Source organism: Corynebacterium sp. TUM25015 (assembly GCF_056393505.1).
In genome coordinates, this window is sequence record NZ_CM150783.1 from 1760648 (window position 1) to 1785472 (window position 24825).

20 protein-coding genes are annotated in these 24825 nt (G+C 59.5%); 10 read left to right on the forward strand and 10 right to left on the reverse strand.

Annotated features, from left to right (window positions below):
• Positions 1-9: 9 nt before the first annotated feature.
• The 5 genes from AC06DS_RS07985 to AC06DS_RS08005 form a co-directional block, all read right to left on the reverse strand.
• Positions 10-1263 carry a cysteine desulfurase gene (locus tag AC06DS_RS07985; protein WP_477100456.1) on the reverse strand — a complete coding sequence of 418 codons (1254 nt, stop codon included), beginning with the start codon at positions 1261-1263 and terminating at the stop codon, positions 10-12.
• Positions 1264-1355: 92 nt separating this feature from the next.
• On the reverse strand, positions 1356-2111 hold the full coding sequence (gene sufC / locus AC06DS_RS07990) for a Fe-S cluster assembly ATPase SufC (protein ID WP_448307665.1): 756 nt from the start codon (positions 2109-2111) through the stop codon (positions 1356-1358).
• A 50-nt stretch (positions 2112-2161) separates the two neighbouring features.
• Positions 2162-3373 (reverse strand): Fe-S cluster assembly protein SufD, encoded by a 1212-nt coding sequence (sufD, locus tag AC06DS_RS07995; RefSeq protein WP_448307664.1) that lies wholly within the window; start codon positions 3371-3373, stop codon positions 2162-2164.
• 5 nt (positions 3374-3378) lie between these two features.
• Positions 3379-4821, reverse strand: coding sequence for a Fe-S cluster assembly protein SufB (sufB, locus tag AC06DS_RS08000; protein ID WP_293791258.1), 1443 nt, complete (start codon positions 4819-4821; stop codon positions 3379-3381).
• 3 nt (positions 4822-4824) lie between these two features.
• The gene (locus AC06DS_RS08005; RefSeq protein ID WP_448307663.1) at positions 4825-5508 is read right to left on the reverse strand and encodes a helix-turn-helix transcriptional regulator; all 684 of its coding nucleotides are present in this window, start codon (positions 5506-5508) and stop codon (positions 4825-4827) included.
• Positions 5509-5764: 256 nt separating this feature from the next.
• Between AC06DS_RS08005 and mptB the strand changes: the two genes are divergently transcribed.
• The 5 genes from mptB to AC06DS_RS08030 all read left to right on the forward strand — a co-directional run bounded on the left by mptB (position 5765) and on the right by AC06DS_RS08030 (position 11296).
• The gene (gene mptB / locus AC06DS_RS08010; protein ID WP_477100457.1) at positions 5765-7558 is read left to right on the forward strand and encodes a polyprenol phosphomannose-dependent alpha 1,6 mannosyltransferase MptB; all 1794 of its coding nucleotides are present in this window, start codon (positions 5765-5767) and stop codon (positions 7556-7558) included.
• On the forward strand, positions 7542-8522 hold the full coding sequence (locus AC06DS_RS08015; protein WP_293791470.1) for an ABC transporter ATP-binding protein: 981 nt from the start codon (positions 7542-7544) through the stop codon (positions 8520-8522). Before mptB ends, AC06DS_RS08015 begins: the two co-directional genes overlap by 17 nt.
• Positions 8519-9310, forward strand: coding sequence for an ABC transporter permease (locus AC06DS_RS08020; RefSeq protein ID WP_477100458.1), 792 nt, complete (start codon positions 8519-8521; stop codon positions 9308-9310). Before AC06DS_RS08015 ends, AC06DS_RS08020 begins: the two co-directional genes overlap by 4 nt.
• Before the next feature lie 69 nt (positions 9311-9379).
• Positions 9380-10450: a COX15/CtaA family protein gene (locus AC06DS_RS08025; protein ID WP_293791472.1), complete on the forward strand. Its 1071-nt coding sequence runs from the start codon at positions 9380-9382 to the stop codon at positions 10448-10450.
• Between the two features lie 51 nt (positions 10451-10501).
• On the forward strand, positions 10502-11296 hold the full coding sequence (locus AC06DS_RS08030) for a hypothetical protein (protein WP_477100459.1): 795 nt from the start codon (positions 10502-10504) through the stop codon (positions 11294-11296).
• Positions 11297-11323: 27 nt separating this feature from the next.
• Here AC06DS_RS08030 and AC06DS_RS08035 read toward each other — a convergent pair whose 3' ends face one another.
• Entirely contained in the window at positions 11324-12316 is a 993-nt protein-coding gene (locus tag AC06DS_RS08035) for a heme o synthase (RefSeq protein ID WP_473963289.1), read from the reverse strand.
• A 277-nt stretch (positions 12317-12593) separates the two neighbouring features.
• Here AC06DS_RS08035 and tkt point away from each other — a divergent pair, with 277 nt between their 5' ends.
• From tkt to pgl, 5 genes are all read left to right on the forward strand, one after another.
• Entirely contained in the window at positions 12594-14684 is a 2091-nt protein-coding gene (gene tkt / locus AC06DS_RS08040; protein ID WP_477100460.1) for a transketolase, read from the forward strand.
• A 46-nt stretch (positions 14685-14730) separates the two neighbouring features.
• A complete protein-coding gene (gene tal / locus AC06DS_RS08045; protein WP_477100461.1) occupies positions 14731-15843 on the forward strand; it encodes a transaldolase in 1113 nt (370 codons plus the stop codon).
• A 40-nt stretch (positions 15844-15883) separates the two neighbouring features.
• Complete coding sequence (zwf, locus tag AC06DS_RS08050; RefSeq protein ID WP_473963286.1) at positions 15884-17446, forward strand: glucose-6-phosphate dehydrogenase; 1563 nt, start codon at positions 15884-15886, stop codon at positions 17444-17446.
• A 73-nt stretch (positions 17447-17519) separates the two neighbouring features.
• Positions 17520-18596 carry a glucose-6-phosphate dehydrogenase assembly protein OpcA gene (locus AC06DS_RS08055; RefSeq protein ID WP_293791478.1) on the forward strand — a complete coding sequence of 359 codons (1077 nt, stop codon included), beginning with the start codon at positions 17520-17522 and terminating at the stop codon, positions 18594-18596.
• On the forward strand, positions 18593-19426 hold the full coding sequence (gene pgl / locus AC06DS_RS08060; protein ID WP_293791479.1) for a 6-phosphogluconolactonase: 834 nt from the start codon (positions 18593-18595) through the stop codon (positions 19424-19426). The genes AC06DS_RS08055 and pgl overlap by 4 nt, the downstream gene beginning before the upstream one ends.
• A 33-nt stretch (positions 19427-19459) precedes the next feature.
• On the opposite strand, the gene secG is transcribed toward pgl, so the two are convergent.
• The 4 genes from secG to AC06DS_RS08080 all read right to left on the reverse strand — a co-directional run bounded on the left by secG (position 19460) and on the right by AC06DS_RS08080 (position 24716).
• Positions 19460-19699, reverse strand: a complete 240-nt coding sequence (gene secG, locus AC06DS_RS08065) for a preprotein translocase subunit SecG (RefSeq protein WP_293791480.1) — start codon at positions 19697-19699, stop codon at positions 19460-19462.
• A gap of 108 nt (positions 19700-19807) precedes the next feature.
• Complete coding sequence (gene ppc / locus AC06DS_RS08070; RefSeq protein WP_477101195.1) at positions 19808-22588, reverse strand: phosphoenolpyruvate carboxylase; 2781 nt, start codon at positions 22586-22588, stop codon at positions 19808-19810.
• A gap of 70 nt (positions 22589-22658) precedes the next feature.
• Positions 22659-23444: a triose-phosphate isomerase gene (gene tpiA, locus AC06DS_RS08075; RefSeq protein ID WP_293791481.1), complete on the reverse strand. Its 786-nt coding sequence runs from the start codon at positions 23442-23444 to the stop codon at positions 22659-22661.
• 60 nt (positions 23445-23504) lie between these two features.
• Positions 23505-24716, reverse strand: coding sequence for a phosphoglycerate kinase (locus tag AC06DS_RS08080; protein WP_477100462.1), 1212 nt, complete (start codon positions 24714-24716; stop codon positions 23505-23507).
• Positions 24717-24825: the final 109 nt, after the last annotated feature.

Here is a 24825-nt window from a genome sequence, read left to right on the forward strand (position 1 = left end):
TGGATCCCCTTATGCGGTTCCGAAAAATTCCTGTGCCTTTGCGATGGCCGCAACTAGCGCGTCGACCTCCGAGAGGTCATTGTAAATGTAGAAGCTAGCGCGGGCAGTTGCCTGTACTCCCATGCACGTGTGCACCGGCCATGCGCAGTGGTGACCTACGCGAATACATACGCCCTGGTCATCGACAACCTGGCCTAGGTCGTGCGGGTGAATGCCCTCGACGACAAAGCTCAGCGCACTACCACGATTCTGAGTGTCAGTGGGGCCGATAATGCGGAGGCCGTCGATGGTCTGCAGCTGCTTGAGCGCGTAGGCGGTGATCTCAGCTTCGTGCTCTGCAACCTTTTCCATGCCAAGTTCATTGAGGTAGGCCACCGCTTCACCGAGTCCGACGACCTGTGAGGTCATTTGCGTTCCAGCCTCGAAACGCTGTGGAGCTTCGGTGAACGTGGTGCCTTCCATCGTCACTTTCTCCACCATCGAACCGCCGGTCAAGAAAGGTGGTAGCTGATCCATGTGCTGAGACTTGCCGTAGAGCACGCCGACGCCATTAGGTCCCAGCATCTTGTGGCCTGAGAATGCAGCGAAATCTACATCTAGCTCATGGAAATCCACGGGCATGTGCGGCACGGACTGACATGCGTCCAATACAAAGATGGCATCCACAGCGCGGGCGCGTCGCACGGCCTCGGCCACGTCCAAAACAGCACCTGTGACATTGGACTGGTGCGTTAGCGCCACGACCTTGGTGCGTTCGCTGAATTGAAGGCTATCGAGGTCAATTCGACCGTCTGAGGTGGCCGAGTACCACTTCAACGTAGCCCCGGTACGCTGGGCGAGTTCCTGCCACGGCACCAGGTTGGCATGGTGCTCCAGCTCAGAGACGACGATCTCATCGCCAGCGCTGACCTGCAGCTCCCCCGACCTTGGGTCGCCCAACATATAGGCGACCTCATTCAAGGCCTCTGTAGCATTCTTGGTAAACGCGATCTCGCGATCCTCTGCTCCAACAAAGGCCGCTATAGCCTCTCGCGCGGACTCGTATGCCTCCGTGGCCTCCTCCGCGATTTCGTAGGCACCACGGTGCACAGGGGCGTTGTGGGTGGTCAGGAATTCCCGTTCCGCATCGAGCACCTGCACAGGTCGCTGCGCGGTGGCGCCGGAATCCAGATAGACCAACTTCTTGCCATCGCGCACAGTGCGCGACAGGATCGGGAAGTCGCTGCGGATCTTCGCGGTGTCCAGGGAACCGTTTGAACTCACAAGTTCACACTTTCTGCCAGGTCAAGCTTGGCCGAGCAAGGTTGTAGGGAAAGAAAAGGCGGGCGTGGCGAGGAGCGCGGAGGTGGAAGTCGTTATACGAACTTCTCGTAGCCCTCGGACTCCAGCTGCTGAGCCAGCTCCGGGCCACCGCTTTCCACGATGCGGCCCTTGGCAAACACGTGGACATACTCGGGCTTTACGTAGTTAAGGATGCGCTGGTAGTGGGTGATCATCAGCACGCCACCGTTCTCGCGCTCCTTGTAGCGGTTAATACCCTCGGAGACGACGCGCAGGGCGTCGACATCCAGGCCGGAGTCGGTCTCATCCAAGATGGCGAACTTCGGCTTCAGCAGACCCAGCTGGAGGATTTCGTGACGCTTCTTCTCGCCACCGGAGAAGCCCTCGTTCACGGAACGCTCAGAGAACGAAGGATCGATGGATAGCTCCTCCATTGCTGCGCGGGCTTCCTTCACCCACTCGCGGATCTTCGGAGCCTCACCGCGGACGGCTGTGGCGGAGGAACGTAGGAAGTTCGCCATGGATACGCCCGGTACCTCGGTCGGGTACTGCATCGCCAGGAACAGGCCAGCACGAGCGCGCTCGTCAACCTCCATGTCCAGCAGGTTCTCGCCATCGAGCAGCACCTCACCCTCGGTGATCTCGTAACGCGGGTGGCCGGCAATGGCATAGGACAAGGTGGACTTGCCGGAACCGTTCGGGCCCATGATGGCGTGGGTTTCACCGGAGTTGATGGTCAGGTTGACGCCGTGCAGGATCGGCTTCGGATCCTCGTTCTCGTCGGCCGGGACAACCTGCGCGTGCAGGTTCTTAATTTCCAAAGTGCTCATGGTGTGTAAAAGCTTTCTATGGGTTTTGGGAAGTAACTTCTTCGGTGGGGTTAAAGAACGGTGTGCTGGAGCTCTGCCTCGACCTTGTCCTCGAGCAGCTCCCGGATCTGTTCCTCCGGGATGCGCTTGATGACGTCGGTGAAGAAACCACGGACAATCAGCATTTTGGCGCTGGCCGGGTCAATACCGCGGGACTGTAGGTAGAACATGTGCTCGTCGTCGAAGCGACCCACCGTAGCAGCGTGGCCGGCGCCAACGATTTCACCCGTCTGGATCTCCAGGTTTGGTACTGCGTCGGCGCGGGCGCCGGAGGTCAGCAGCAGGTTGTTGTTTTTTTCGTAGGTGTCGGTACCGGTTGCATCTGGGCGGATCAATACGTCACCGATCCATGCCGTGCGAGCCTCGCGGGCGTCCTTGCCCTTTTCCGGTTCGCCCTGCAAAGCACCCTTGTACAACACATTGGAGCGGCAGTTGCGGATAGAGTGATCCACCAACAGACGCTGCTCGAAATACTGGTTGGCATCGGCGAAGTACAGTCCCAGCAGTTCTGCGTCACCGCCGGTGTCCGTGTAACGCACGTGTGGAACAGAACGCACTACGTGACCACCGAAGGCTGCGTAGTAGTGGCGCACAACCGCATCGCGACCGACCTGAATATGGGAGTTCGACAGGTGTACAGCGTCGTCGTTCCAATCCTCGAAGACCACGGTGGTCAACTTCGCACCATCGCCAACAACAAACTCCACGTTGTCGGAGTGAGCACCGGAACCCTCATAACGGACGAACACCACTGCCTCGGCGTGCGACTCAAGCTCGACGACGAGGGTGCCGTAGGAGACCTCGTCCTCGCCGGGACCGTCGATGGTGACGGTTACCGGAGACTGCAATGCAGCATCCTTGGTAATGCGCAGGTAATCGGCCTCCTGGGTGTTTTCCCAAGCCTGTGCCGCTGCACGATCCACGGGTGCGCCCGCGCGACCGAGACGCTCATCGCCTTGCTGGAGCTGTTCGATAGCCACGCTGGGGGCGTCGTTATCAGCCACATCGACCGCGACAGCGGCGCGCTTGCCAGCCTTAGCCTTCCCATCGTGCAGGCCGCGCAGTTCACGCAACGGGGTGAAGCGCCAGTCCTCGTCCTTACCGTGCGGAACGGCGAAGTCCGCAGCCGAGAAAGAGGTGAAACGGTCGCCCTTGGTCTGGTGGCTCGTACCAGCCTTGACGGGCGTGATTGTCGCTTCGGTTTCGTTTAGTGGGGTGGTCATTTGGTTTAACCCACCGATCCTTCCATCTGCAGTTCGATAAGACGGTTGAGTTCCAGGGCATACTCCATGGGCAGCTCCTTGGCAATGGGCTCGACGAAGCCACGGACAATCATCGCCATAGCCTCCTCTTCCTCGATGCCGCGGGACATCAGGTAGAACAGCTGATCCTCGGAGACCTGGGAGACCGTGGCTTCGTGGCCGAGCGTGACATGGTCGTTGCGAATGTCGTTGTACGGATATGTATCCGAACGCGAAATGGAATCGACCAGCAACGCATCACACTCAACGTTCGACGCCGAGTGGTGGGCATCCTTGTTCACCTGCACCAGACCGCGGTAAGCGGCGCGGCCGCCAGCGCGGGCGACGGACTTCGACACGATGTTCGAGCTCGTGTGCGGAGCCATGTGCACCATCTTTGCACCCGTGTCCTGGAACTGTCCCTCGCCAGCGAAGGCCACGGAAAGAACCTCGCCCTTTGCATGCGGGCCGGTCATCCATACCGCTGGGTACTTCATTGTGACCTTGGAGCCGATGTTGCCGTCGACCCACTCCATGGTGCCGCCCTCTTCGCACTTCGTGCGCTTAGTGACGAGATTGTAGACGTTGTTAGACCAGTTCTGGATCGTGGTGTAGCGGCAGCGGCCACCCTTCTTCACAATGATCTCCACGACGGCAGAGTGCAGCGAATCGGTCTTGTAAATCGGAGCGGTACAACCCTCGACGTAGTGGACATAAGCGTCCTCGTCGACGATGATCAGGGTGCGCTCGAACTGGCCCATGTTCTCGGTGTTAATACGGAAATAAGCCTGCAGCGGAATATCTACGTGTACGCCCTTCGGCACGTAGATAAAGGAACCACCGGACCACACTGCGGTGTTCAAAGCGGAGAACTTGTTGTCGCCGGCGGGGATGACACTGCCGAAGTATTCCTCAAACAATTCCGGGTAGTCCCGCAGGCCGGTATCCGTGTCAACGAAGATCACACCCTGGCTCTCGAGATCCTCGCGAATCTGGTGGTAAACAACCTCCGATTCGTACTGCGCGGCCACGCCAGCCACGAGACGCTGCTTCTCAGCCTCCGGGATGCCCAGCTTGTCGTAGGTGTTCTTAATGTCCTCCGGCAGATCATCCCAGGTCTGAGCTTGCTTCTCGGTGGAGCGAACAAAGTACTTAATGTTGTCGAAGTCGATATCGCTAAGATCCGCACCCCACGTCGGCAGCGGCTTCTTGTCGAAGATCTCCAGAGCCTTCAGGCGACGCTTCAGCATCCACTCCGGCTCATTCTTCTTTGCGGAAATATCGCGGACGACATCCTCATTAAGACCACGGCGGGCAGAGGCGCCGGCAGCATCGGAATCGTGCCAGCCATAGCCATACGCGCCGATGGAATCAATGATCTCTTCGTCTGTCTGGGGTTTGGTTTCAGGTGTTTGTGCAGCTTGAGTCATGGTTTAACTTTCCTTCTTGGGGGAAGGGGCAATGGTTCTAAGCGGAATATGAGTGGTGCAGACACCGTTTCCGTCGGCAATTGTTGCCAACGGTTGAGTGTGCTGACCTAGAAGCTCTGCGACCACTCGGTGCTCCGCCGCGCACAGTTCTGGGAACTCGTGAGCGACATCTTGGATCGGGCAGTGGTGACGGCAAATCTGGACGCCACCGCCTGCACTATCGACAGTGGCTGCATAGCCTCTCTCGGTGAGCACATCGGCAATGGCCTTAGCCCTTGCAGCCACATCTGCGTCGGCGTCCGGCACGTCCTTCAGTAGGTCATGCACACGCTGGGCGGCGAAATCCTCCACCGCCTCTTCCCCACCCGCAGAGCGGAGGGCACGCAGTGCCAGCAAGGCAAGAGTGTCGTAATCATGTCCAAACTCCGCCCGGCCTTCGTCGGTAAGCCGGAACAGCTTGGCAGGCCGTCCACGTTGCCCGGAGCGAGGCGCTTCGACGACCTCGGCGAGGCCGTCTGACACGATGTTGTCTAAGTGACGCCTAACGCCGGCGGCGCTTAGGCCAAACGCCTCGCTAATGTCCGATGCGCTCACCGGACCGTGACGCAGCACGTGCAACAAAATGCGGTGCCGCGTGTCACGCTCTGTGGTTGGCTGCGATGAGCGTTCCTCAGATGTCCGTGCCACGCTATACCTCCTTCTGTCGCGAATAGTGTGCGTCGGTGCGACTAGTCTGTGCGACCAGTCAGTGCGACTAAACGACTAAAAATGTGCCTACATGATTAGACAACAAAAGTGTGTCGTAAATATTCCGTCTTGTCTACTAAGGTAACCCTGCCTTAGTTGCCACACATCGCTGTGACATAGCTCAATTAGCTCTGTGGTGCTGGTCACGGCCATGGCTAAGGAGAATTTCCCACGACCTTCGGTAGAATTCCCACCTATGACTACCCCCACTTCGGACGCACCGGACACCCTGGCTAACTCCAGCGGTACCCGCTTCTTGCGACCGTGGCGGAGGTTCAGGGAACAATTGCCTCAACTCGGCCTCGCGGGATCGCGCTCAGCTCAGCTGCACTCTGAATCCGAGGGCGACAACGCTCCGGAAAGCGCTGTACAGCTCCAACCACTCAACCGTGCCCTGTCCATGAGGCTTTACGTCGCCGTCTTCTTGGGCGCCCTGGGCACGATGCTGATCACCGTCGGAGGGCTTGGCGCCGGCGCCTTTCCCGTGGTTCACAATCCCTATTGGGATTTCCCCGGTGTGAACACTTTGGCGAGAATGCTGCACTCCACCACCGTCATGGTTTTCGTAGGCATCGGGTTCCTGGTCTACGGCTGGCTCTTACTGCTGCGTTTCGCTGTCTCCACCCCCGGTAGGCCGAACCACCCGATTCCCGTGCGCACGTATTGGCGCACGTTCTTCGTGTGGGTCAGCCCGTTGATGTTCACCCCGCCACTGTTTACTCAGGACATCTATTCCTACCTCGCACAAGGAGCCATCGCTGCCAAAGGCTGGGATCCTTACGGCGGAGGCCCGGTTGACTTGCTGGGAATTGACGATCCCCTGGCTCGCTCCGTGCCTTTGATGTGGGCACACTCCCCTGCGCCCTATGGGCCGGTCGCCCTGGGCTATGGAGAAGTGATCTCCATGCTCACAGGTAACTCGATCATTCTCGGCATCGTACTGCACCGCCTCGTGGCCATCTTGGGTCTTGCTCTGAGTGGTTGGGCACTCGTGCGTTTGGCGCGCCGCTGTGGCGTGTCCAGTGGTGCGGCGCTGTGGCTGGGCGTACTTAACCCACTGGCGATCCTCCACCTTATTGGCGGCATCCATAACGAGGCCGCGTTGATCGGCCTGCTCCTCGCTGGCATGGAATTGGTCTTGCGCGGGGTGGACAAGGAAGATCGCCCCCTTACTAGTCGTTGGATCCTCATCATCGGCGGATTCGTACTAATCACAATGGCTGGCATGGTGAAGGTCACCGCGCTGATCGGTTTGGGATTTGCCGGTGCAGCGCTGGCGCGTTGGTTTGGCGGTCGCCTTGTCGATCTGTGCACCGCCGCCGCGGTTGCTGTGGCGGTCTCCGCGACGGCCGCAGTGGTGATGTCTCTGCTCACTGGTGTGGGCTTTGGCTGGATCACCTCCCAAGGCGGAGCTGCAGAGATCATCTCCTGGATGTCCATCACCACCTCCCTCGGCCTAGCCTCAGGTGCGCTGGGCGGAGTCCTGGGGCTCGGAGATCACATTGACTCCTCCCTAGTTGTCTTCCGTACTTTGGGATTGCTAGTGGGCGGCTTTTGGGTGGTGCGTATGCTCTGGGCCGCATTCCGCGGGCGTATTCACTCCGTGGGCGGTTTGGGAGTGGCCACCCTCATCTTGGTGCTCTTCTTCCCCGTCGTACACCCCTGGTACCTCCTATGGGCGATTCTCCCGCTTGCGGCCTGGGCAAATCGCCGGGCGTTCCACCTCACCGCCATTATCTACTCAGTGGTCTTTAGCTTCTTTATCCTGCCCCGGGGTTTATCGCTTCCGACCTCAACCGTCATTTACATCTACCTGATGAGCCTGGTGTTCTTCTTGGTAGTGGTGTCAATTATGAGGTGGCTGGCGGGTGGAAACGCAGACCTGGCGGAAGCCATGTCGATTCGCGACGGCACTTCTGACGAACAGTGGCGACGCTACGTAATACACCGCCAGCGGACTAGACTCTCTCTACATGACAACAGGACCTGATTCACAGGCACCCGGTAGCGAGCCCATACTGCAACTCCGCGATGTCGTCAAAACTTTTGGCGATCGCCACGCGGTCAACGGCCTCAGCTTCAATCTCGCTGCCGGCCAGGTGCTCGCACTACTTGGCCCCAACGGCGCCGGCAAGACCACGACCGTCGAGATGTGCGAGGGTTTTATTCAACCCACTGAAGGAAGTATTCGAGTCTTCGGTCTGGATCCGGCGCTTCACTCGGACGAGGTTCGCAGCCGCATCGGCGTGATGCTGCAAGGTGGCGGCGCTTATCCCGGTATCCGCGTGGGAGAGATGCTGCGTTTGGTGGCGTCATATTCAAAGAATCCCTTGGATCCGGAATGGTTGCTCCAGACCGTCGGCCTGAAGGGCCACGAGAAGACACCCTATAGGCGCCTTTCGGGTGGCCAACAACAACGACTCAGTCTCGCCTGTGCGCTGGTCGGTCGTCCGGAGCTGGTGTTCCTCGACGAACCCACGGCGGGGCTCGATGCACAGTCCCGACTGGCGGTGTGGGATCTCGTAGCTTCCCTGAAGCGTGACGGTGTGGCTGTCATCTTGACCACGCACCTGATGGATGAAGCCGAAGCGCTGGCCGACCAGGTGGTCATTATCGACTCCGGACGGGTGGTTGCAGCAGGCACACCGGAGGAAATGACTTCACACCACGACCCGAATTCTACGGCTGCGTGGCTTTCCGTTCAGGTTGATTCCGACGCCCCACTCCCCGACGTCACCGCGGCCATTGCCAAGCACACACAAGCACAGTTGACAGTGGACGAAATCCGGCCCCGACATTTCAAGCTAGAGGCCCCGGAGTTTTCTCCGCAGACGATTGCCGACGTTGCCGCAGCATTCGCTGAGCTGGGAGTGATGATTAGCCAGCTGGTAGTTAACCGACAGTCGCTGGAGGACGTGTTCCTCTCTATCACCGGAAAGGACATTCGCTCATGAATAGCACCAGCCGCTTCGAACCCGGGTTCTTCGCTCCGGCGCCGCAACAGGCCAAATCCTTTGACATTGTAAAGGCACAGGCCAAGATCGAATCCTTGCTATTCTTGCGCCACGGCGAGCAGCAACTGCTCTCTATGGTCATTCCGTTGGGACTGCTTATTGGTTTGACGCTGGTTCCCGGCGATGATGCATCCCACGCTGTGACCCGTATCTTCCCCATGGCGCTGGCGATTGCCCTCATGGGCGCCGGTTTCACCGGACAGGCCATCGCCGTAGCCTTCGACCGCCGCTATGGTGCCCTGAAACGCATCGGCGCTGCAGGTGTGCCGACGTGGGCGCTGATCGCCGGGAAGGTAGTGGCCGTATGCATTGTGGTACTGCTGCAGGTTCTGGTTCTGTCTATCGCAGCTTTCGCCCTGGGCTGGCGCCCGGACATCGTTGGATTTCCAGCGGCGTTGCTGACCGCGGTGGTGGGCGTGGCAGCCTTCACAAGCCTGGGGCTGCTTCTTGGCGGCACTCTCAGCTCTGAACTGGTGCTGGCGCTGGGCAATACGATTTGGTTCGTATTATTGGGTGCAGCGGTGTACGCCACCATGACGACACCCGCCGGCGAGAACGTCAATGGATTCCTTATGGCCGTCCCCTCGGTAGCTTTGATGGAGGGTTTTCACACGGCAGTCGAAAACGGAGGCTGCAACCTTGTTGCGCTGGCGAGCCTGCTGGCATGGGCGGTTGTAGGCACTGGCCTCGCGCTAAAATTCTTCCGCTTCACCATGGAGAGCGACTAGCACATTTCGGTTTTAGGCAATTAGCCCCGCGACATGGGCTTACGTTAGTCTTAAGGCGTGCTTGAGACTATGAAACGACGCGCCACGGAGGAGAGTAATCCCTTCGTCAAGGCGCTGCTGAAGCTGTACGCATTCGTTTATGCAGCAGACCGCAAATTCGGTTTCCCCCGCCCCGTCACCGCGCCGACTATCCGCCGTCAGCGTCTATTTGCCATCATCCTGCTGGCTTGCCAGACGGGAATCACCTTCACTGGATCACTGGTGCGCGTGACAGGTTCCGGCCTGGGATGTGACACCTGGCCTCAGTGCCACCCAGGATCGCTACTTCCCGTGCCGGGTTCGGCTCCGTGGATTCACCAACTGATTGAGTTCGGCAACCGAACGCTGACGTTCGTCCTGATCATCGCCTGCCTCATATGCTTCATTGCGGTAGTGCGAGCCGCGCGCCGCTCCTCAATCCTCCACCTGGCTTTCGTCCAGGGAATCGGCATTATCGCCCAGGCTGTAATTGGTGGAATCACTGTCCACATGGATCTCATGTGGTGGATGGTTGCGCTGCACTTCCTGCCGAGCATGCTGCTGGTATTCCTGGCCGCCAAACTAGTTGTGCGAATCGGCGAACCCGATGACGGCGAAATGCAGCCGCTGATGCCCCGACCGTTGCGCATCCTCACTGATGGCTCTGCGATTAGCTTGGCAGTGGTGCTTATGACCGGCACTTTGGTTACCAGCGCGGGTCCCCATGCTGGCGATGAGGCTATTTTGCCGGAGCACCGACTGCAGGTGCCTCTGATCGATATGGCACACATCCACGCTGGCTTTATGTACCTATACTTGGGGCTCACGATCGGCCTGTTGGCGGGCGTCTTTGCTCTGAATCTTGAGCGCCGCATCAAGACTGCTTCCTACTGGGTTATTGCCGCGATTATCGTGCAGGCTGCCATTGGCATCATGCAGTACTGGTTGGGTGTGCCTCGCTGGTCCGTTCCGTTGCACGTCATCGGCTCCGGCCTCTCTACCGCCGCCACCGGATTCCTGTGGGCACTGAAGTCCCGCTACAGCGGTGGCAACGCCAGCCACACGGGCACCACCACCGGGGATAGTCAGCGCCACGAGGCTGTCAACGCCAAAGACGGCTAATATACAGAGTCCAGGGTTATTGTCTAGCTGACAGCGACGAGGGGTCGAACCATGACTCAGCCAACGCGCATGCCGCGCACCACACTGAAATTCAACTCGGGGGTCGATACTCCACTGGTGCCTGAACGGGGCGAACGCTACTACTCCACCCCCAACCCGATGCGGGATAACAGTGGGGCCTTTGAAGCAATAAAGGCAGCGGGTCCGCAGCCTTACGCTCGGGACCTGCCGGGTCGTATGATTATCTTCCTGGTCGTTGGGTTCTTCGGTGCCGTCTTCGCCGCTATTGGTCTCATGCTGATTCTCAGCAAACTTCGCCGAGGGGTTGCAACGGCCGACAGTCTCCGTCTCACGGATACGGTCTTTTTCATCGTTGGAATGATCTTCGTCGTTGTCGCGGTCTACTCGATCTCCAGCGCCCTAGCACGACGCAGACGAATCGTCACCGCCTGGAAGAATGGCTGGATCGACTACTACCCAGCGCTGGTCGGGCAGGTCTATCATTGCCGCACTGAAAGGCGAGAAAGCGAATCTTCAGGCTCAACGTTCTATTACTACTATCGGGCGCCTCTCCACGTGCTTTACCCTGATGGCTCGTTCCGGCAGATGCACTCCTTTGAGTTTGAGATGAAGCGCAAGCCCGACTGGTATCGCACCCGTTTTAATATGGCCTCATCGGCGGAAACCGCTGTCGTGGATGGTTTGAACAATAACGGCTGGGCGATCGTCGGTATCAGTCGTCGCCCCGGGCAAACCCACGCGGAGCTCGATTCCGGGCTCACGAAGAAACAGTGCGAAGCCGTATTCAACCTCGCCGAACGCGATTGGCTCAGAACGGCTTGGTGATCATAGCCGTGATCCTAGGTCGTGATGCTAACCGAGCACAGCCTCGGCGAGAGTCTGCCAGCCCAGCACGGCATCAACAGACAGAGCCACGAACAGTAGCGACAGGTAGTTGTTCGACAGGAAGAACAGCTGCATCGGCTTGACCGGGGTGCCGTTTTTCACGCCACTGTGCAGCAGATGCGCCTTGATAATGAACCAGGCGCCGGACAGCACGGCCGCTGCCAGGTAGATCCAGCTAGCGGCGGGAACCAGTAGCAGCGAAGTGACCACGGTCGCCCACGTGTAGGCAAGAATCTGGCGCGTAACCTCCAGCGGAGGTTTGACGACAGGCATCATGGGCACGCCCGCGGCTTCATAGTCCTCGCGGTAACGCATGCCAAGAGCCCAGGTATGCGGTGGCGTCCAAAAGAAAATAACCATAAACAAAATGAGCGCCTGGGCCCATGACAACCAGCCTGCGTGGAACGCCCCGCCGTTGTTATCGGTGATTACGGCCCAGCCAACTACGACGGGCATACAGCCGGCCGCGCCACCCCAGATGACGTTTTGCCAGGTACGGCGCTTCAACCACTTGGTGTAGACATAGACGTAAAACCAGTTCGTCAGCACGATGAACCCGGCGGCCAGCCACGAATGGCAGAGGAAGCCGAGCCACAGCACCGAGATAATGAGCAACACCCAGGCGAAGATGCGCGCTTCGCTGACGGAAACGGTCTGACGAGCCGTCGGACGGCGCCGGGTGCGACGCATCAGCTGATCTATGTCGTGATCGACGACGTTATTGAAGGTGTTAGCAGCCCCGGCTCCCATCCAGCCGCCGATAAGGGTCAGCAGGATAAGACCGAAGTTCACTTCGCCGCGTTGTGCCTGCAACATTGCAGGAATCGTGGCTACCAGCAATAGCTCAATGACCCTAGGTTTGGTCAGTGCTATGTATGCCTTGGCCGTCTCAGCGAATGTCTTCACCGGCTGCCTCGCCTCCAAGTTCAGGTCATGCAGTTCCACCTGCAGTCTATCCATTTCGCGTCTAACGCTACCCGAGCGTTTCATGCTGGCCGAACCGCGCCCTCGGAACAAGTGTCCGTGGCACTGAAAGCCTTGCTAATGCACGGGATTCAGGCGTGCATCTCTATATGGTCGGCTGGAGCGCCGATAAAGTTCCAACTTTCAGTAAAAAGGTTATGGCACACCCTGATACAAAATTGGCGCCCACCATCTGTGCCCACTAGCCACGGCGGTCGGCCGCGACCATTAGTATGTATGGGGTATTCAGCTTGATGAAGAAAGGCAACTGACAGTGACTCTCTCCCCAGAACAGCAGGCACTCACCGTGCGGAATTACCCAGCCGACTGGACGGAGACCGACACGCGCGCGGTCGACCTCGCCCGTGTGCTGGCTGCTGATGCCGTTGAAAAGTGCGGATCCGGTCACCCCGGTACGGCAATGAGCCTGGCACCGCTGGCTTACACCCTGTACCAGCGTGTGTTGCGACACGATCCGAAGGATGTCCACTGGGTAGGTAGGGATCGCTTTGTGCTGTCGGCGGGTCACTCGTCTCTGACGCAGTACATTCAGCTGTTTTTGGGTGGTTTCGGCCTGGAGCTAGAGGATCTGCAGGCGCTACGCACCTGGGGGTCCAAGACCCCAGGCCACCCGGAGGTTCATCACACCGACGGTGTGGAGATCACTACCGGCCCTCTCGGCCAAGGCCTCGCCTCTGCCGTGGGCATGGCTATGGCCGCCCGTCGCGAGCGCGCGCTATTCGACCCGGAGGCACCGGCGGGCGAGTCGCCTTTCGACCACTTCATCTACGTCATCGCTTCTGACGGCGACGTGCAGGAAGGCGTGACTGCGGAGGCTTCCTCCTTGGCTGGGACGCAGCAGTTGGGGAACCTCATTGTGTTCTGGGATGACAATGGCATTTCCATCGAGGATCAGACGCAGATTGCCTTCAATGAAGACGTCGTCGCCCGTTACGCCGCTTACGGCTGGCAGACTCTTGAGGTCACCGGTGAGGACGTCGAGGGCATTCTGGACGCCGTTGAGCGTGCGAAAGCGGACACAACTCGCCCGACCTTCGTCCGACTGAGCAGCGTTATTGCCTACCCGGCACCTACGAAGATGGATACGGGTGCTTCTCACGGTGCCGCACTGGGTGCGGAGGAAATCACCGGTATCAAGGAGGCGCTGGACTTCCCCGACGAGCCGTTCCCGGTAGAGGACAACGTAATCGCCCACACCCGCGGTCTGGTCGAGCGCGGCGCGGAGGCGCACAAGCAGTGGCAGGGTCTTTTCGACGCCTGGGCGGAGAAGAACCCGGAGAACAAGGCTCTGTTTGACCGTCTCTACTCCCGTGAACTTCCGACGGATTTCGATGCCGAGATTCCCAGCTGGGAGGCCGGCGAGTCCCTGGCCACGCGTAAAGCCTCGGAGGCTACGCTGCAGGCACTGGGCAAGACTCTGCCTGAGCTGTGGGGTGGCTCGGCCGACCTCGCTGGCTCCACAAACACCATCATCAAGGGCTCCCCGAGCTTCGGTCCGGAGGCCATCAGCACCCGCAGCTTTACTACGGAACCCGGCGGACGGAACCTGCACTTCGGCATCCGCGAGCACGGCATGGTGGCCATCTTGAACGGCATTGCACTGCACGGACCGACCCGTCCCTATGGCGCTACCTTCCTGCAGTTTTCTGACTACGCCCGTGGTGCCATTCGCCTCGGCGCGCTGATGAAGTCGGACGTCTATCACGTATGGACCCACGATTCCATTGGCTTGGGCGAGGATGGTCCGACCCACCAGCCGGTCGAGCACCTGGCTTCTCTGCGAGCTATCCCCCACCTGGCAGTAATTCGCCCAGCGGATGCTAACGAGGCTGCCGCTGGCTGGGCTGCCGCCTTGCGCGCCGAGGAATCGCCGAAGGCATTGATTCTGACGCGCCAGAACGTGCCTGTGCTGGAAGGCACGCAGGAAAAAGCTGCCGACGGTGTGGCCCGCGGAGCCTATGTGCTGGTCGAGGAGTCCACTGACACCCCAGAAGTTATCTTGCTGGCTACGGGCTCTGAGGTACAGCTCGCCGTCGAAGCCGCAAAGGAGCTGGAGAACCAGGCCGTGGGCACTCGTGTTGTATCCATGCCAGTTATGGAGTGGTTCTTGGAGCAGGATGCCGAGTACCAGGAGCAGGTGCTGCCGAGCTCCGTCACCGCCCGTGTTTCCGTCGAGGCTGGCATTGCGATGCCGTGGCACCGTTTCGTAGGCCTCAACGGTCGTACGGTTTCCCTGGAACACTACGGTGCTTCCGCGGACTACCAGACTCTATACCGCGAGTTCGGCATAACCGCCGAGGCTGTCGTCGCAGCGGCTCACGATTCCATTGCCGCCAATAAATAATTTCTGACCCCGTTTACCCCCGTTTACAAGGACTGATCCTTCACCTATGAGCACTCCCGCCAACATCGAAGCCCTTGCCGCCGCCGGTACCTCCGTGTGGTTGGATGACCTGTCTCGCGACCGCCTACGCTCCGGTAACCTCGCCGAGGTAATCGAGAACAAGGGCGTAGTTGGTGTAACCACCAACCCGGCGATTTTTGCCAAAGCTATGTCCCAGGGAACCGCCTACGACGAACAGCTACGCGAGCTCGCTGCCGCGGGTACCCCAGCAGATAGCGCCGTGTTCGAAATGGCTGCGGACGATGTTGCGGATGCTTGCGATGTGTTCCTCCCCCTCTACGAACGCACGGAGGGATTCGATGGCCGCGTTTCTTTGGAGGTCGACCCGCGCCTAGCCAATGAGCGCGAGGCCACGGTTACCCAAGCCAAGGAACTGGCTGCCAAGGTCGGACGCGACAATCTTATGATTAAGATTCCCGCCACGGAGGAATGCCTTCCTGCGATCACTGAAGTCTTGGCTGAGGGAATCAGCGTCAACGTCACTTTGATTTTCTCTGTCTCCCGCTACATTCAGGTGATGGAAGCTTTCATTGAGGGCATTAACCGTGCTGCCGAAGAGGGCAAAGATCTCTCCAAGATTCACTCCGTGGCTAGCTTCTTTGTCTCCCGCGTGGATACCGAGATCGACAAGCGCTTAGATAGCATCGGCTCCGAAGCAGCCAAGCAGCTGAAGGGCAAGGCGGGCGTGGCCAATGCCCAACTGGCCTATGCTGCCTTCGAGGAGCAGCTGCTAAACAACCCCGAATGGCAGAAGCTGGCCGACAAGGGAGCTCGAGTACAGCGCCCACTGTGGGCGTCAACCTCAGTAAAGAACCCGGAGTACCCAGATACCTTGTACGTCACCGAGCTGGCCGGCCCGCACACCGTCAACACGATGCCAGAGAATACGCTGGACGCGACGATCGGCCATGGAGAAATCCGTGGCGATTCGCTGTCTGGAACTGCATCCCAGGCACATGTGGTTTTCGCCAGCCTGGACGAGGTCGGAGTGAATCTGGCCGAGGTGTGGGCCGTGCTAGAAGATGAAGGTGTGGAAAAGTTCGTAGCCTCATGGAACGAACTTTTGGGCACCCTCGCAGAGCAGCTGAACGCAAAATAGCAACCCCCGACTACCCCACGTAACAGAGGACTTTAAACAAGTGCAACTACCTTTTTCCGCCGAGGAATGGCGCAATCCGCTGCGCGATGAATTAGACAAGCGCCTTCCCCGCATCGCCGGGCCCTGTGGCTTGGTGATTTTCGGCGTGACCGGTGACCTAGCACGCAAGAAGCTGCTGCCTGCTGTGTACGACCTTGCCAACCGTGGTCTGCTGCCCCCGGGTTTTAGTCTGATCGGTTACGGTCGTCGTGACTGGTCCAAGGAAGAGTTCGAAGAGCAGGTTCTGCAATCAGTCAAGGAGCGGGCGCGCACCCCGTGGCGCCAGAATGTCTGGGAGCGGCTGGCGGAAGGCATCTTCTTTGTCACTGGTGACTTCACCACGGACGCTGCTTTTGACGCCCTCGCGGAGAAAACCCGTGAGATCGATAACGAACGCGGCACTGCTGGCAACTGGGCTTATTATCTTTCGGTACCCCCGGACCACTTCCCCAGCGTATGCCACCAGCTAGAACGGTCGGGCTTGGCGAAGCCAGATCCGGAACTGGGCGAGCTGCACAATGGCTGGCGACGCGTGGTTATTGAGAAGCCATTCGGCCATGATGAGCAGTCCGCCCACGAGCTCAATGAGATCGTAAACAGCGTGTTCCCGGAATCCAGCGTGTTCCGTATCGACCACTACCTGGGCAAGGAGACAGTGCAGAACATCCTGGCGCTGCGCTTCGCCAACCAGCTTTTCGACCCGATGTTCAATGCGCATTACGTGGATCATGTGCAGATCACCATGGCTGAGGACATCGGTCTGGGAGGCCGTGCGGGTTACTACGACGGCATTGGTGCGGCCCGCGACGTGATCCAAAACCACCTGCTGCAGCTGTTGGCGCTGATTGCTATGGAAGAGCCGGTGACGTTCAACCCGTCCGAGTTGCAGGCAGAGAAGGTTAAGGTTCTCCGCGCCACGAGCCCAGTGGGTCCATTTGCGCAGACCACGGCCCGTGGACAATACACCTCCGGATGGCAGGGATCCATCCCAGTGAAGGGGCTGCGCCAGGAGGATGGCTTCGACCCGGAATCCACTACCGAAACGTATGCCGCCGCTACTTTCGAAATCGCTTCGCGCCGTTGGGCGGGTGTTCCCTTCTACCTGCGCACCGGCAAACGCCTGGGGCGCCGCGTGACGGAGATCGCCATTGTTTTCAAGGAAGCCCCTCACCTGCCATTTGGCCCCGGACAAACCACTGCCCAGGGTAACAACATGCTGGTCATCCGCGTGCAGCCCGAAGAGGGCGTGCTGGTGCGTTTCGGCTCCAAGGTCCCGGGATCGGCTATGGAGGTGCGCGATGTCAACATGGACTTCAGCTACTCCGAGGCCTTTACCGAAGAATCGCCCGAAGCCTATGAACGTTTGATTTTGGATGCCCTATTGGACGAAGCCAGCCTCTTTCCCACCAACGAGGAAGTTGAGCTGTCCTGGAGAATCCTCGATCCGATCCTGGATCATTGGGCGCTGCATGGGCGCCCGGAGGACTACCCCGCCGGCACATGGGGGCCGAAGGGCGCCGAAGAGATTCTGTCCCGGTCGGGACGGCAGTGGCGTCGTCCGTAGAAGCACCCTAGAAACCGCCAGACCCCTACCCGCACCGTCCCCACCCGCGTGAGGAGAGCGCACTTCAACGCCCATGATTATCGACTTACCGAACACCAAGACCAAAGACATTGAACACCGCATCCGTGCGCTGCGTGAGGAGCGCGGCGACGTTACAAGCGGCCGCGTCCTTACCCTGATCGTGGTAGCTAACGAGGAGGATGATCTCGATCGAATCATTAGCTCCACACATGACGCGTCCCGCGAGCACCCTGCACGTGTCATCGTGTTGGTGATGCACCGCAGCGAAGAGCCATTGCTGGATGCCCAGCTGCGCATCGGCGGAGATGCGGGTGCTTCAGAGATCATCATTATGCACCTGCACGGAGAGCTGTCAGCCAACCGCGCCTCGGTCGTGACTCCGCTGTTGCTGCCCGATACTCCGATTGTGGCCTGGTGGCCTGCGACCGGTCCGCGTAACCCGGCGGCCGATCCCATCGGCGCGCTGGCTACCCGCCGTATCACGGACTCTCTCACGGACGAAGACGAGGATGCCCTCTACCGCCGTCGCATGACGTATACCCGCGGCGATTCCGACATGGTGTGGAGCCGCATCACCCTATGGCGCGGACTATTGGCCTCTGCACTGGATCAGCCCCCGCACCATGCCATTGTTTCCGCAGAGGTCTGGGGGCCGAAGCACGATCCTTCCGTAGACATTGCCGCCGGATGGCTCGCCGAGCGTTTGGACGTTCCGGTGACCAGGCACGTCACGGTCGAAGGTCGGTTCAGTGAGGATGCGGACGGCGATCGACTGATTTCGATCGAAAAGGCGGTGCTGCATCGCCAGGTGGGTGCCATTGAGGTGGAGGTTATTGACGCCAACACGGTCTCGCTGACCGTCGGTGACCAGAACTCTATGGTCACTCTTGGCAGGCGTGCGCTTGCCGATTGCCTGGCCGAAGAGCTGCGCCACCTCGACCCGGATTATGCCTTTGGCCATGCGTTGCGTGGCCTGGTGCGGGTAAACAGGCCCGACCGAGGTCCACGGAATTCCCAGTTCCGCGGTGTTAAGACAACGGATGCACAGGAGGACAAGCTAGATCGCTGGACCTCCCGCGACGCCCGCGATACCTACAACAACTTCGACGGTCAGGAGTCTCTACGATGAAGCCCACACACGATCACAGCCACGACGCAGTTGTCAGTGAGAAGACCGGTATCGAGTTGCGACCCCGTGACAACAAGCAGGATCTCGCTACTGCCGCGGCCCGTGAGTTCATCAACACCGTAGCTGAACTGCAGCGTACCGGGGAAACAGTCACCGGTGATGGCATTGTCCGGGTGGTATTGACCGGCGGTGGCGCGGGCATTGCTACTCTTTCAGAGATTGCTGCACTGGATCACGCGGCAAAGCAGACGGCGGAGGACTTTCCTGTCACCCGGATCGACTGGTCACAGGTGTATGTCTTCTTCGGCGACGAGCGTTTCTTGCCCGCCGGCGACCCGGAGCGCAATGATAAACAAGCTTTTGACGCGTTGCTTCGACACGTGGACATTCCCTCTCTAAATGTGTTCCGCTTCCCCGCCCTGGCGGCAGGCGAGCAGGCGGATGGGCCAGCACTGGATGCGGCGGCTGAGTTCTATGGGAAGACTGTAGATCAGGTCGCGCCGGAGGGCTTTGACATTCACCTGTTGGGCATGGGGCCAGAAGGCCATATCAACTCGCTATTCCCTCACACTGACGCGCTACTACATGCCGAAGGTTCTGTAGTGTCTGTCCGCGAATGTCCAAAGCCTCCGGCGGAGCGTATTAGCCTGACTATGCGGGCGGTGAACCGTTCCCGAGCAGTGTGGTTGCTGGTCTGTGGTGCGGAAAAGAAAGAGGCTGCGAGCCAGGTGTTTGACGGCGGTAATGGCGCCGAGTGGCCCGCAGCCTTGGCCTCGGGTATCGAGGCAACGCTGCTGTGGGTAGACAAGGAAGCTAACCCACTGCTTTAGATTGTTGCTTCTAGGGGGTTTAGGGGCTGTGGGTTATCCCAGGCCGTAGTGCAGAACTAGGTTCAGTGCAATCAAAGAGATCAGCCAGATAACGGCGGTACCCACAGTCAGACGATCCAGATTCTTCTCCGCCACGGTGGAACCGGACAGGTTGGACTGCATGCCGCCACCGAACAGGCTGGACAGGCCTCCACCCTTACCTTTGTGCAGCAAAACGGACAGGCCCATCAGCAAGCTGGTGACAACCAGGATGATCTGCAGCGTTAGGATCAATGCCCTACCCTCAACTCTTCTTCGTAATCGACTTACTAAACCTTTTGTTTAACACCACGAATTTACCCGCTGTGGCCCTGAAGTGACAACCCGCCACGCGGCAGAAGCCTAGCCGGAGTTGCGTAGCGCAGTGGCGAGGCCATTCATGGTCAGCTGAATCCCAGAACGTACGCTATCGGAATCATCACCGGCTCGGTAGCGACGCAGCAGCTCCACCTGCAACAGGTTCAAAGGCACCAGGTATGGGAAGCGGTTGCGCACCGAGCTCACCAGCTCCGGGTTATCTGCCAGGAGGGTGTCCCGTTCAGTAATCTGCAGGAACATTTCCACTGTCAGCTTGTACTCCTCCACGATCACACGGAAGATTCGCTCCGCTGCCTCCTTGTTCGCCACGAGCTCGGAGTAAAGCCGTGCAATCGACAGGTCGGCCTTTGACATCACCTGCGCCATATTGGATAACACCGAGGCGAAGAAAGGCCAACGCTTGTGCAGATCCCGCAGGTAGTTGAGGCGCGAGGTGGCGTCACCAGAGACAGAGGTACCGCCGTCGATCCAGCGCTTTAAGGCACTGCCGACGCCGAACCAACCAGGCAACATTACGCGGGACTGCGACCAGCTGAGTACCCAGGGGATGGCGCGCAGATCCGATACGGCGGTGGTTTGTTTGCGCGACGATGGGCGGGAACCGATGTTCAAACTGCCGATCTCTGTCAATGGCGTGGAGGTGGTGAAGTATTCGATAAAGCCTGGGTCTTCGTGCATAAGCGCGGAGTATGCCTTGCGCGATTCTTCGGCGACCTGGCGCATGGTGGCGAAGGCCTCCTCCGGATTGTCGAGATCGTCGACGGGCAGCAGGCTGGCCTCCAGTGTGGCGGCGACGAGAGCCTCGAGGTTTCGGGCGGCGTTCGCGGGATCGCCGTATTTAGCGGAGATAATCTCGCCCTGTTCAGTGATGCGTACGGCACCTTGCACAGCACCCTGCGGCTGCGCCAGGATCGCGTCGTAGGATGGACCGCCACCGCGACCGACGGTTCCACCGCGTCCGTGGAAGAGGCGCAGGAATAGTCCCGCTTCGCGGGAGGCGGCCACAAGCTCCAGTTCGGCGTCGTACAGCGCCCAATTGGCGGCAAAATAACCACCGTCCTTGTTGGAATCAGAGTAACCCAGCATGATCTCCTGGGTATCTCCGCGTTCCGCGACGTAGTTGCGGTAGAGCGGGAGCTTCCATAGCTCGCGCATGATGTCCGCACCCCCAGCGAGGTCATCGATGGTCTCAAACAGCGGGATGATATCCACCGAACCCCGGGGGTGATCACCGTTTGCCTGGATAAGTCCGACTTCTTTCAGCAGGATCATCGGCTCGATAACGTCAGAAACGGACGATGCCATAGAGATGATGCAGTGCGGAACCATATCAGTTCCGAACTTCTTTGCTGCTTGTGCCGCTGCGCGGAAAATACCTAGCTCACGTTCAGTTTTCTCGGACCATTCGGCGCCCGGATCCGCTAGTGGACGTGGGCTGGCCAGCTCGCGCAGAAGCAATTGGATCTTGTGGTCTTCATCCAGCTCCGCGTAGTTCTCAGCGACACCGGCGCGGGCAAAGACCTCGGTCAGGACGTTCTCGAAGCTTTCGGAGTTCTGCCGCAGATCCAGTGCGTAGAGGTTAAAGCCGAAAGTTTCAACGGCCTCGCGCAGGTCAGCCAAGGTGTGGTCGGCCAGAAGATCGTCCATCGAGTGGCGTAGCGCAGCATCCACCGTATCGATGTCGGCCAGAAGCTCCTCCGGACCCGCGTAGGGCTCGTGTCCCTTGTGAATGCCGCCGGAGACCACCGGCTCCCCGAGGGTTTGCTTGGCCGTCGCTGCCACGCGTCCGCGCATGCCGTGTAAGGCGCGGCGGAAAGGCTCATCCACGCGGGAAGGAACGTCATTGTGGCCACGATCGGCTAGTTGCTCAAGTGCCTCGGTGGTGTCGATAAACCGCGACGACAGACTGAGCTCGTGCTCGAGCGCGTAAATGGTTTTCTGGTAGTGGTCGAAGACAGTGCGGGCGGCCGCGGTCGTGGCGATACTGACCGTTTCTGCGGTGACATAGGGGTTACCGTCGTGGTCGCCACCGATCCACGAACCGGGGCGCACGATGGCAGTATGGGGCACGGTATCTCCGTACTGCTCTTTCATATGCTCATTGACGCGACGGTTGATCGCCGGAATCTCGCTCAGCAGGCTGATGCCGTAGTAGCGCAATCCCACCTTGATCTCGTCCTCGATACGCGGACGCACGCTACGGATCAAGGAGGTCTGCCACAGTAGCGTCATGCGGCGGCGAATTACTAGCTCGATCTGCGTCAGTTGGCGAGCCGCGCGGACGGAGTCGGGGTTAAGTTTGAGTTCTTTGAGCACGCGTGCGCGCCGACGCATCATCTTCATGATGTCGGTTTGCACATCGAACACGGTCCGGCGGCGGGTCTCTGTTGGGTGCGCCGTGAGGACAGGCGCTACAAGGGCATTCGCCATGATGTCGGCGACCTTCTCCCCCGGCACTTCCCGGTTGTGAAGTTCTTGCCACGTATATGCCAGGGTGGAGCGCGGGGCGGTATTGCCCCGATCCTCCTCAAGGTCACGAACCCGTTCGACGTAGAGGTCTTCCGCCAGATTCGCCATCAAAGCGAAGTGCGAGAATGCACGAATCACTGGCAGCGCTTTCTCCGTCGGCAGTGAGTTGAACTGCTCGGCCAGCTGATCAATCTGCATCTCTCCGTAGCGCAGGTCAAAAGCTGCACGCCGGGAGTTTTCGATGAGGTTGAAAGTGTACTCGCCCTCCTGCTCACGGATTACCTCTCCCAGGATCCGTCCCAGGTAACGGGTATCGTCTCGCACCGTGGGGCTGATCTCTGGGTGGGCGATTTCATCAGGAGCGACGGGAATGGCGGTGCCGCGGATCGTGTCGTTGCTCATTGTGTTAGGCCGTCGCCTTTGCTGCGGCCGCTGCCAGGCGTGCAAAGTCTTCGCCGTTTAGCGACGCCCCGCCGACGAGTCCGCCATCCACGTCTGGCTGGCTGACTAGCTCTCCGACGGAATCGGTTTTCACCGAACCACCGTAGAGAATGCGAATACCACCAGCGACCTCCTCGCCAGCTAGCTCGGCGACGAGCTCACGGATCGCGTGGCAGACTTCCTGTGCATCCTCGGCAGAGGCAACCTTGCCGGTGCCAATTGCCCAGACGGGTTCATATGCGATGACGGTCTTGGAAAGGTCCTCAGCGGACAGTCCCGCCAGGGAGGCCTTGGTTTGGTTCTTAACGAACTCGACATGCTCGCCCTTTTCACGGACATCCAGCTGTTCGCCCACGCAGACAATCGGCTGCAGTTCATTATCCAGTGCTGCGCGAGCCTTGGCTGCTACGGTTTCGTCGGTCTCTCCGTGGTACTGGCGACGCTCGGAGTGGCCAATGATGGCCCACGTGCAGCCCAGCTTCTTCAACATTGCGCCGGATACCTCACCGGTGTAAGCACCCGAAGTGTGCTGGGATACGTCTTGGCCACCGTAAGTAATCTCCAGCTTGTCTCCATCCACCAGAGTCTGAACGGAACGGATATCCGTGAACGGCGGGATAAAGGCCACATCCACGGACTCGTAGTACTCCTTCGGCAGTGCGAAGACGAACTTCTGCACGACCTGAATAGCCTCATAGTGGTTCAGGTTCATCTTCCAGTTGCCGGCGATAAGTGGCTTGCGTGCGGTCATTGTGTCAATGCCTCTCTACTGTGCTTACTGCTTAGTACTTCTGGAACGTACGGGGTGCGTTTAGCTTTCCAGGACGGAAACGCCGGGAAGTTCCTTGCCCTCCAGGAACTCCAGGGAGGCACCGCCGCCAGTGGAGATGTGGGAGAAACCTTCCTCTCCCAGGCCCAGGGTGCGAACAGCCGCGGCCGAGTCGCCGCCGCCGACGACCGAGAATGCACCGCCGCCGGTGGCGTCGATAATCGCCTCGGCAACACCCCGCGTACCCGCCGCAAAGGCTGGGAACTCGAATACGCCCATCGGGCCGTTCCAGAACACGGTCTTGGACTTGGCCAAGATTTCGGAGAACAGCTGAACGGAGTCCGGGCCGATGTCCAGACCCATCCAACCTTCCGGGATGGAGTTCAGGTCGACGGTGCGGTGGTCGGCGTCTTTGTCGAAACGCTCGGCGACCTCTACATCGGTGGGCAGAACAATGACGTCACCGAAGCGTTCCAGCAGATCCTTGCAGGTGTCGATCATGTCGTCCTGCAGCAAAGAGCCGCCAACCGAGTAGCCCTGTGCCGCGAGGAAGGTGAAGCACATGCCACCGCCGATCAGGAGGTTGTCCACGCGCGGTGCAAGTGCCTCGATGACGCCCAACTTGTCAGACACCTTGGAACCACCCAGCACAACGGCGTAGGGCTTTTCCGGGGTCGCCGACACGCGGCGGAGCACGTTCAGCTCGGCCTCGACAAGACCACCTGCGTAGTGCGGCAGCTTCTTGGCCACATCGTAGACGGAGGCCTGCTTGCGGTGAACCACGCCGAAGCCATCGGAGACAAAGGCACCATTGTCACCGGTGAGGGCAGCCAACTCGGCCGCGAATTCAGCGCGTTCTGTCTCGTCCTTAGAGGTCTCGCGGGCATCGAAGCGAACGTTCTCCAGCAGCAGGATGTCACCGTCGTCAAGGCCGTTGGCGCGCTCGTGAGCATCTTCGCCGGTGACGTCAGTGGCTAGCGGTACCCACTGGTCTAGGCGCTCAGCGAGAGCTTCCGCGACGGGAGCCAGGGAGAACTCCTCTTTGAACTCACCCTTGGGGCGACCCAAGTGGGCGGAGACAACGACGCGAGCTCCGGCTTCCAACAGAGCCTTCAACGTAGGTACGGAAGCATCGATACGACCCGGGTCGGTGATATTGCCGTCAGACAGCGGGACATTCAGGTCCGCACGAACCAGAACATGGCGTCCCTGGACGCCCTCGTTGATCAGGTCTTTAACGGTCTTGATGGCCATGGGAAGCTCCTTAAAAAGTTTCTATTTGGGTGGTTAATGAAGGTAGAGGGTGGGGGCTACATGAGAAAACGGGCCGGCTCGACCCCGCGACGCGCGACACGTGCGGCGA

What these genes read in the sequence shown, in the direction of transcription:
- AC06DS_RS08035 (WP_473963289.1), bottom strand. Translation starts at nt 12,316, where the DNA reads ATGGATAGACTGCAGGTGGAACTGCATGACCTGAACTTGGAGGCGAGG.
- tal (WP_477100461.1), top strand. Translation starts at nt 14,731, where the DNA reads ATGAGCACTCCCGCCAACATCGAAGCCCTTGCCGCCGCCGGTACCTCC.
- tpiA (WP_293791481.1), bottom strand. Translation starts at nt 23,444, where the DNA reads ATGACCGCACGCAAGCCACTTATCGCCGGCAACTGGAAGATGAACCTG.
- sufC (WP_448307665.1), bottom strand. Translation starts at nt 2,111, where the DNA reads ATGAGCACTTTGGAAATTAAGAACCTGCACGCGCAGGTTGTCCCGGCC.
- mptB (WP_477100457.1), top strand. Translation starts at nt 5,765, where the DNA reads ATGACTACCCCCACTTCGGACGCACCGGACACCCTGGCTAACTCCAGC.
- sufD (WP_448307664.1), bottom strand. Translation starts at nt 3,373, where the DNA reads ATGACCACCCCACTAAACGAAACCGAAGCGACAATCACGCCCGTCAAG.
- AC06DS_RS08030 (WP_477100459.1), top strand. Translation starts at nt 10,502, where the DNA reads ATGACTCAGCCAACGCGCATGCCGCGCACCACACTGAAATTCAACTCG.
- AC06DS_RS08015 (WP_293791470.1), top strand. Translation starts at nt 7,542, where the DNA reads ATGACAACAGGACCTGATTCACAGGCACCCGGTAGCGAGCCCATACTG.
- AC06DS_RS08025 (WP_293791472.1), top strand. Translation starts at nt 9,380, where the DNA reads ATGAAACGACGCGCCACGGAGGAGAGTAATCCCTTCGTCAAGGCGCTG.
- sufB (WP_293791258.1), bottom strand. Translation starts at nt 4,821, where the DNA reads ATGACTCAAGCTGCACAAACACCTGAAACCAAACCCCAGACAGACGAA.
- AC06DS_RS08080 (WP_477100462.1), bottom strand. Translation starts at nt 24,716, where the DNA reads ATGGCCATCAAGACCGTTAAAGACCTGATCAACGAGGGCGTCCAGGGA.
- pgl (WP_293791479.1), top strand. Translation starts at nt 18,593, where the DNA reads ATGAAGCCCACACACGATCACAGCCACGACGCAGTTGTCAGTGAGAAG.
- AC06DS_RS08020 (WP_477100458.1), top strand. Translation starts at nt 8,519, where the DNA reads ATGAATAGCACCAGCCGCTTCGAACCCGGGTTCTTCGCTCCGGCGCCG.
- AC06DS_RS08055 (WP_293791478.1), top strand. Translation starts at nt 17,520, where the DNA reads ATGATTATCGACTTACCGAACACCAAGACCAAAGACATTGAACACCGC.